At 62.4% G+C, this 8,426-nt stretch carries 7 protein-coding genes and 2 pseudogenes; 6 read left to right on the forward strand and 3 right to left on the reverse strand.

What is annotated here, in order from left to right; all coding sequences use genetic code 11:
• Nucleotides 1-176, reverse strand: a pseudogene (locus EN943_RS38580) (tyrosine--tRNA ligase); the annotation flags it as partial.
• 235 nt (nt 177-411) lie between these two features.
• On the opposite strand from EN943_RS38580, the gene EN943_RS31885 reads away from it, so the two are divergent.
• Complete coding sequence (locus tag EN943_RS31885; protein WP_127415988.1) at nt 412-2,055, forward strand: glycosyltransferase family 39 protein; 1,644 nt, start codon at nt 412-414, stop codon at nt 2,053-2,055.
• Between the two features lie 126 nt (nt 2,056-2,181).
• A complete protein-coding gene (locus EN943_RS31890) occupies nt 2,182-2,931 on the forward strand; it encodes a phosphatase PAP2 family protein (protein ID WP_245476054.1) in 750 nt (249 codons plus the stop codon).
• A 20-nt stretch (nt 2,932-2,951) separates the two neighbouring features.
• Here the strand turns inward: EN943_RS31890 and EN943_RS31895 are convergent, their stop codons facing one another.
• Together EN943_RS31895 and EN943_RS31900 are read right to left on the reverse strand one after the other, a co-directional pair.
• Complete coding sequence (locus tag EN943_RS31895) at nt 2,952-3,599, reverse strand: FMN-binding negative transcriptional regulator (protein WP_127415990.1); 648 nt, start codon at nt 3,597-3,599, stop codon at nt 2,952-2,954.
• Nucleotides 3,600-3,620: 21 nt separating this feature from the next.
• On the reverse strand, nt 3,621-4,295 hold the full coding sequence (locus EN943_RS31900; protein ID WP_013532163.1) for an alpha/beta hydrolase: 675 nt from the start codon (nt 4,293-4,295) through the stop codon (nt 3,621-3,623).
• Nucleotides 4,296-4,531: 236 nt separating this feature from the next.
• Here EN943_RS31900 and EN943_RS31905 point away from each other — a divergent pair, with 236 nt between their 5' ends.
• The 4 genes and pseudogenes from EN943_RS31905 to EN943_RS31920 form a co-directional block, all read left to right on the forward strand.
• A complete protein-coding gene (locus EN943_RS31905; protein ID WP_127415991.1) occupies nt 4,532-5,695 on the forward strand; it encodes a cysteine desulfurase family protein in 1,164 nt (387 codons plus the stop codon).
• Between the two features lie 188 nt (nt 5,696-5,883).
• Nucleotides 5,884-7,401 (forward strand): Fe-S cluster assembly protein SufB, encoded by a 1,518-nt coding sequence (gene sufB, locus EN943_RS31910; protein WP_127415992.1) that lies wholly within the window; start codon nt 5,884-5,886, stop codon nt 7,399-7,401.
• A gap of 27 nt (nt 7,402-7,428) precedes the next feature.
• A complete protein-coding gene (gene sufC, locus EN943_RS31915) occupies nt 7,429-8,184 on the forward strand; it encodes a Fe-S cluster assembly ATPase SufC (protein WP_023810312.1) in 756 nt (251 codons plus the stop codon).
• A gap of 25 nt (nt 8,185-8,209) precedes the next feature.
• A pseudogene (locus EN943_RS31920) lies at nt 8,210-8,426 on the forward strand (Fe-S cluster assembly protein SufD); the annotation flags it as partial.

Raw genomic sequence — 8,426 nt, forward strand, 5'->3', positions numbered from 1 at the left:
ATCATGATCTGGATCAGCGAGCCGGCGTGCAGGCTTCTGGCGGTGGCGTCGAAGCCGATATAGGCGGTCACCGTCTCCTTGGCGAAGATAGCGTCGAGGCCGGCATCATCCGAAGTCTGATGGATGAAACCGCGCTCGCTCATCGTGCGCAGGAAATCCGATTTGAAGGCAGGCATTTTTTCTTTCCCGAAAGCATCCGGCCAGCGTGGCTCGGGTGTGCATGAACGCGGGCGTTTAGCATCCAAGCGCGATCAGCAAAAGTGGTTTCCGGTTTTGCGCCTGATCGCGCGCCGTGGCGTTTGCGAATCCTTGCTTCGTCGTTTGGGCTGGCGTATTGAGGCGCCGCGCAGGGGCAGGGCCTGAGGCGCCGCGACGGGGCCATCCCGCAGATCAGATCCGGAAAGCTCCGCGATGAACAGGAACTATCTCTTTCTCTTTCTGTTCAGCGTGCTGATGACATTCAGCGGACTGGCGAGCCTTCCACCCATCGACCGCGACGAATCCCGTTTTGTCCAGGCCACCAAGCAGATGGTCGAAACCTCCGACTATGTCGACATCCGTTTTCAGGATGCCTCGCGCTACAAAAAGCCGATCGGCATCTACTGGCTGCAATCGGCGGCCGTGGCGCTGAGCGGCGAGGGGGCGGCTGCGCCGATCTGGGTCTACCGCCTGGTCTCCATGCTTGGCATTGCCTTGGCCGTCGTAGGCATCGCCTGGACGGGCACGAAGCTGTTCGGGGCCAATGCCGGTCTCGCCGCCGGCCTGATGATGGCGGCGATCTTCGCCACCGCCTTCGAGGGGCGTGACGCCAAGACCGACGCCATGCTGCTGGCCTGCTGCGTGGCAGCGCAAGGCGCGCTCGCCCAGATCTATCTGGCATCGCGCCGCAACGAACCGGTGGCCGCCCACCTGCCGTGGATATTCTGGGCCGCTCAGGGCCTTGGAATCCTTATCAAGGGGCCGGTGGCACCGCTCCTGTCGGTGCTGACGGTCGCCGCCCTGTTTGCCTTCGAGCGCGACTGGCGCTGGGTCCTGAAGCTGAAGCTCGTGCGCGGTGTCGCCCTGGTGGTGCTCATCGTGTTGCCCTGGGTCGCCCTCATCACCTGGAAGAGCGGCGGCGCCTTTCTCAGTGATGCCGTCGGCAAGGACATGATGGCCAAGGTCGCCTCGGGCGAGGAATCGCACGGTCTGCCGCCCGGTTTCTACATGCTGACCTATTCCTTGTTCATGTGGCCCTTTGGCCTGATCGCGGTCGGCGCCGGGCTGCAGGCCCTTAACCGGTTGCGTGACGATCCCCGGCTGCGTTTCTGCCTCGCCTGGTACATTCCGTTCTGGCTGGTGTTCGAGCTGATCCCGACCAAGCTGCCGCACTATGTCCTGCCGGCGTATCCCGGCATGGCGCTGCTGATTGGCTGGCTGCTGACATTGTCGCCGCAGGAGGCCAATGCGCCGCTCAGGCGCTGGCAGGATTGGTTGTGGTGGTCGACCGCATTCGGTCTGGTCGTGGTCAGCCTCGGCCTGGCGGCGGTCTGCATCGGCGCGCCGATCTACCTCACCGGCACCTTCTTCTGGTGGAGCATCCCGGCCGCCGCGGCGGCGCTGGCGGCGGGCTATTTTGCCTTTTCGCGACAGCTGCAAGTGCCGCTTTCCCGCATCGGCGCCATCGCGGTTTGCGCCGGCATCACCTATGGGCTGTTGTTCGGCGTCATCGCGCCTTCGCTGAAACCGATCTGGCTGAGCCCGGCGATCGAGGCGGCAGTCCAGGCCAACAGGCCTTGCGACACCACGGTGATCGCTTCAGCGGAATATCACGAGCCGAGCCTGGGGTTCCTGGTCGGCACCAAGACCATCCTGACCGATGTCGATGGCGTCGCCAAGCATCTGCTCGGCGACCCCGCCTGCGCGCTGGCGCTGGCACAAATCGGCGACGAGCAGAAACTGAATGGCCTGTTGGCGGCGCAAGGCAAGTCGGCGAGCCGCGTTGCCGAGGTCGACGGCCTCAATTATTCGTCGGGAGACAAACTGTCGCTCGGCCTCTATCGTGTAACCCAGTGACGGCTCGCCGATGCCCATGATGGCGACAATGGGGTCGAATTTCCTATGCTGGTGAAATCACGCCCGCCCGTTTCGAGCCTGCTCCTTGGGTTAGGGCGCCGGTCGCTCGACAACTTTCGCGATACGATGCGGATCGCCAAAAGTCGCCTTGCCGCCCGTCCGGCCAGATACCCGAACATTTTGTGGTCGGTCTGGGTGCTGGTCTGGGTTTTGCTGACAGCAGCGGCGTTTGTTCGTCTCGACACCCCGGCCGGAATGCTTCACGATCACTGGTCGCCAGGGGGCGTCCGTCTGGCCGATTTTTTCACGCAGTTCGGCCTGGGTGGCTGGTATCTCATTCCGTCGGCGCTTCTGCTCGTTCTCGCGAACCTGACGGATTGGCGAAGCCTCTCCCGGCGCTCGCTGATGCTCGTCTACAACTGGACCTGCCTGGCTTCGCTCGTGCTGGGCGCCGTCGGCCTGTCCGGCCTTGCCGTCAATTTGCTGAAATACGCGATTGGTCGGGCTCGGCCGATGTATTTCAATGAGTTCGGGGTGTTGTCGCTGCATCCATTCGCTTTTAATGCACGCTTCGCCGGCTTCCCGTCCGGCCATGCAACGACAGTGGGTGCCGTGTTCGGGGTCGCCCTGCTGTTGTTTCCCCGGCGCTGGTACATCGCCTTGGCGGTCACCGCGTGCATCGCCTCGACGCGCGTCTTCGTCGGCGCGCACTATCCCAGCGACACCGTCGCCGGCTTTGGCCTCGGCTGCGCTTTCGCGCTTGCCTGCGGGCTGGTCTTTGCCCGACTCGGCTTCATCTTCCGGCCGATGCCGTCGGGACTGCCGATCCGCAAGAAGACGTTTCGGCTGATAGAACCGACAAGGAAGGCTGCCTGATTACTCGGCTTCGCCGCAGCTTAATTGCCGTCCAGCCCGCCATAGGATCTGACCAGGCCGGCCATGTCGGGCGACGAGTGCTCGCTTTCGAGCCCTTGCGCTACGCCGACGCGATCGGCAACCGGCCGGTTCTGGCTGACCTTCCACTTGCCGTGGATTTCGCTGATCTCGATTTCCAGCCCGATAATGCCCTTGATCTGCGACTGGATGAAGGGCGCCGGCGCATCGGTCACCGCCCAGGGCGCTTCCCGAGTGCCTTCCTGGGACACGGTCAGATCGGCGATCTGCTGCGCCAGCCAGTCCGGGTCATCCATCACCTTGACGGTGCCGCGAACCTGCACGATGGCATAATTCCAGGTCGGCACCACCTTGCCGGTTTCGCGCTTGGTCTCGTACCAGGACGGCGTCACATAGGCATCGCTGCCCTGGAAGACGATCAGCACGGGTGAAGCCGGATTGTCGGCCAACAGGCGCCATTGCGGGTTGGCCCGCGCCAGATGGGCACGCAGCCTGCCGTTCGGCCCGATTTCGGCGTCGAGCAGGAACGGGATGGCGTTGGCGACCGGCCCCTCGGGCCCGTTGGAAATCAACAGGCCCAGCGGATGCGTCCGGATCAACCCGTGCAGGATTTCCGGCCGTGTTTCCCTGAATTGAGGAGGTTCGTACATCGTCGTTCCTGCTTTCTTTGCTTATCTCAGCCGCTTCGGCCGCGGATCCGACAATTCACCGGCCAGCCGGCGGTCGAGATAATCGGCGCATTCCTCGAGCAGCAGGTCGGCATCGTTGGAGAAGAAATGGTTGGCGCCGGGCAACGTCTTTTGCGTGATGGTGATGCCCTTCTGCGTGTGCAGCTTGTCGACGAGGCCCTGCACATCCTTCGGCGGCGCCACCTTGTCGGCATCGCCATGGATGATCAGGCCCGATGACGGGCAGGGCGCCAGGAACGAGAAATCATAGGTGTTGGGCTGCGGCGCGATCGAGATGAAGCCTTCGATCTCCGGACGGCGCATCAGAAGCTGCATGCCGATCCAGGAGCCGAAGGAGTAGCCGGCGACCCAGCAGCTCTTGGAATCGGGATGCAGCGACTGCACCCAATCCAGCGCCGCGGCGGCATCCGACAACTCGCCGGTGCCGTGGTCGAATTCGCCCTGACTGCGGCCGATGCCGCGGAAATTGAAGCGCAGCGTGGTAAAATCCCGCTTCTGGAACATGTAGAAGAGGTCGTAGACGATCTTGTTGTTCATCGTGCCGCCGAATTGCGGGTGCGGGTGCAGGACGATGGCAATCGGCGCGCTCTTTTCCTTGGAAGGCTGATAGCGACCCTCCAGGCGGCCGGCAGGACCGGTGAAAATGACCTCAGGCATAAAATACTCCACTGGGTAATACGAATGCGCGGTGCCTGGAACGTTTCCTCTGGCCTTGACGCAGGGCGAGCGTCTTCTTAGAAGCTAGTTTAGAATTGTTCAAAACTGGGTGGCAAGACATCGAGCCCGGCCACCCGCGCCGCAAGCCGCGTAAATAGGACGGCTGGCCTTGGAATTTCAAGGAAATAACGCCATACGACAGCGGAATGGCTTCTGACGGGACCTGACGGACGAAAATGGCCGCAAAACGCGCCTATCTCGATTACAATGCCAGTGCGCCGCTGCTTGCCGCGGCCCGCGAGGCTATGGTCGCGGCTCTTGATGTCGCCGCCAATCCGTCATCGGTTCACGCCGAGGGGCGTGCGGCCCGCCGTCTGATCGAGACCGCCAGGCGTGACGTGGCGGCGCTCGTCAACGCCAAGCCCGAGCATGTCGTGTTCACCTCCGGTGCCACGGAAGCAGCCTCGACGCTGCTGTCACCCGACTGGCGGATGGGACGCGGCAGCGTGCGCATGAGCCGGCTTTACGTGTCCGAGGCCGATCATCCCTGCCTGTTGAACGGCGGACACTTCCCGGCAACGCAGGTTACCCGGATCGGTGTCGACGCCAACGGCATCGCCGATCTCGGCGCCTTGGCGTCGGCGCTCGGTGGTCACGACAAGGCCGATGGCCTGCCACTGGTCGCCATCCACGCCGCCAACAATGAAACCGGCGTCATCCAGCCAATCGATCGCATCGCCGGGATCGTCAAGGCGGCGGGCGGTATCCTCATGGTCGACGCCGTGCAGGCCGCAGGGCGTGTTTCGATCGATCTATCAGCGGGTTACGCCGATTATCTGATTCTGTCCTCGCACAAGATCGGTGGTCCCAAGGGCGTCGGCGCCATCGTTGCCGCTTCGGACCTGATGATGCCGAAGCCGCTGATCAATGGCGGTGGCCAGGAAAAGGGCCATCGCGGCGGCACCGAAAACCTCGCCGCCATTGCCGGTTTTGGCGCGGCCGCCCGCGAGGCGCTTGCCGGACTACAAAGCATGGATGCGGTGCGCCGGCGCCGCGACGAGATCGAGGCCATCGTGAAAACGCTGGTGCCGGACGCGGAAATCTTTGGAACCGGTGCGCCAAGGCTTGCCAATACGGCATTCTTCGCTATTGCGGGCGTCAAAGCCGAAACCGCGCAGATCGCCTTCGACCTGGCCGGTGTAGCGCTGTCGGCCGGCTCTGCCTGTTCGTCGGGCAAGGTCGGACCGAGCCATGTGCTGAAAGCCATGGGATACGGTGACAGCCTTGGCGCCTTGCGCGTGTCGATCGGACCGGCGACTGGCGCGGAAGACATCGAGTTGTTTCGCGTTGCGCTGACGGGAATCGCCGCGCGTCGGGCGGACAGAGAAAAGGCCGCGTAAGCGGTTGGACAATTTCGGGCCATTCGGCCTGGTAGAGCCGTGCGTTTCATGCTGGCCGGGTGAATTTCCGGTCGAGACGCACTATATGAAACTTACGCTGCCGCGAGCGCTTCTTCGGCGTTCATTTTTGGTGGTGCCATAGTTTGAAAACTGTCGGGCCTTGACCCCGGCGTGGATGGAGAACGCATATGCCTGCTGTGCAGGACACGATCGATCGGGTCCGAAAGATCGACGTCGACCAATACAAATACGGATTCCAGACTGAAATCGCTGTCGATAAGGCCCCCAAGGGCCTCAGCGAAGACATCATCCGTTTCATTTCGGCCAAGAAGGACGAACCGTCCTGGATGCTGGAATGGCGTCTGGAAGCATATCGCCGCTGGCTGACGCTTGACGAGCCGACCTGGGCGCGCGTCCACTATCCCAAGATCGATTTCCAGGACATCTACTTCTACGCGGCGCCAAAGAGCACGCCCGGCCCGACGTCGCTCAGCGATGTCGATCCTGAACTGCTGAAGGTCTACGAAAAGCTCGGCATTCCGCTGCGCGAGCAGGAAATCCTCGCCGGCGTGCAGAAGACTGACGCCTCGGAGCTCGAGGAAGTCAGCGACAATGTCTACAAATCGGGCCGCGTCGCCGTCGACGCCGTGTTCGATTCCGTCTCCGTCGTCACCACCTTCAAGAAGGAGCTGGCGCAGGCCGGCGTCATCTTCTGCTCGATCTCGGAAGCGATCCGCGAGCATCCGGAGCTGGTGAAGAAATATCTCGGCTCGGTCGTGCCGACCTCCGACAATTACTACGCCACATTGAATTCGGCTGTGTTCACCGACGGCTCGTTCGTCTTCGTGCCTAAGGGCGTGCGCTGCCCGATGGAGCTGTCGACCTATTTCCGCATGAACGAGAAGAACACCGGCCAGTTCGAGCGCACGCTGATCATCGCCGAGGAGGGGGCTTACGTCTCCTATCTCGAAGGCTGCACGGCGCCGCAGCGCGACGAGAACCAGTTGCATGCCGCCGTCGTCGAACTGGTGGCGCTCAACGATGCCGAGATCAAATATTCGACCGTGCAGAACTGGTACCCCGGCGACGCCGAGGGCAAGGGCGGCATCTACAATTTCGTCACCAAGCGCGGCGACTGCCGTGGCGACCGCTCCAAGATTTCGTGGACGCAGGTCGAGACAGGTTCGGCGATCACCTGGAAATATCCGAGCTGCATCCTGCGCGGTGACGATTCCCAAGGTGAGTTCTATTCGATCGCCGTGTCGAACGGCTATCAGCAGGTCGACAGCGGCACCAAGATGATCCATCTGGGCAAGAACACGTCGAGCCGCATCATCTCCAAGGGCATCGCCGCCGGCTTCTCGCAGAACACCTATCGCGGCCAGGTCTCGGCGCACCGCAAGGCGACCAACGCCCGCAACTTCACCAACTGCGACAGTCTGCTGATCGGCGACCAGTGCGGCGCGCACACCGTGCCCTACATGGAAGCCAAGAATTCGACGGCGCAGTTCGAGCACGAAGCGACGACGTCGAAGATTTCCGAGGACCAGAAATTCTACGTCATGCAGCGCGGCATCCCCGAAGAGGAAGCGATCGCGCTGATCGTCAACGGCTTCGTCAAGGACGTCATCCAGCAACTGCCGATGGAATTCGCGGTCGAAGCGCAGAAGCTGATCGGTATCTCGCTTGAGGGTTCGGTCGGCTGACCGGATATATATTCAGGAAACAAAAGAATGCTTGAAATCAGAAACCTGCACGCCCGCATCGTCGATGACGGCACCGAAATCATCCGCGGCTTGAACCTGACGGTGAAAGCCGGCGAGGTCGCCGCGATCATGGGGCCGAACGGCTCGGGCAAGTCGACGCTGTCCTACATCCTGGCTGGCCGCGAGGACTATGAGGTGACCGAGGGCGACATCCTCTACAATGGCCAGTCGATCCTCGAAATGGATCCGGCCGAGCGCGCCACGTCAGGCATCTTCCTCGCTTTCCAGTACCCGATGGAAATACCGGGCGTGGCGACCATGGAATTCCTGAAAGTGGCGATGAACGAGCAGCGCAAGGCACGTGGCGAGGAGCCGCTGAAAATCCCGGAATTTTTGAAGCGCGTGAAGGAAGCCGCCGCCTCGCTCAGCATGGACATGGCGATGCTCAAGCGGCCGCTCAATGTCGGTTTCTCCGGCGGCGAGAAGAAGCGGGCGGAGATCCTGCAGATGAAGCTGCTGGAGCCGAAATTGTGCGTGCTCGACGAGACCGATTCCGGCCTCGACATCGACGCGCTGAAGATCGTGTCCGACGGCGTCAACGCGCTGCGCGCGCCGGACCGGGCGTTCCTGGTCATCACCCACTATCAGCGTCTGCTTGAGCACATCGTGCCCGACACCGTGCACGTGCTCTACAAGGGCCAGGTTATCAAGTCGGGCGACAAGTCGCTGGCGCTCGACCTGGAAGCCAATGGCTACGCCGGCGTGATCGGCGAAGCCGCGTGAGATGCCAGAGGGCAAGGTCAAACTGATGAATATGCACACACAGCCGCAGCGGACACCGGCCGAGACAGCGTTGATCGACGCGTTCGGCGACCGGCTGTCGCTGCTGCCCGGCGACGGCGCGGTGATGCTGAAGCGCGACGACGCCATCGAGACGATCAAGCACGGCCTGCCGACGCGTCGTGTCGAATCCTGGCATTACACCGACCTGCGCCGGTTGCTGAATACCGTGCCGGACTTCGACC

It is taken from the genome of Mesorhizobium sp. M7A.F.Ca.US.006.01.1.1 (assembly GCF_003997935.1).
In the GTDB taxonomy this organism is placed as follows: Bacteria; Pseudomonadota; Alphaproteobacteria; order Rhizobiales; family Rhizobiaceae; genus Mesorhizobium.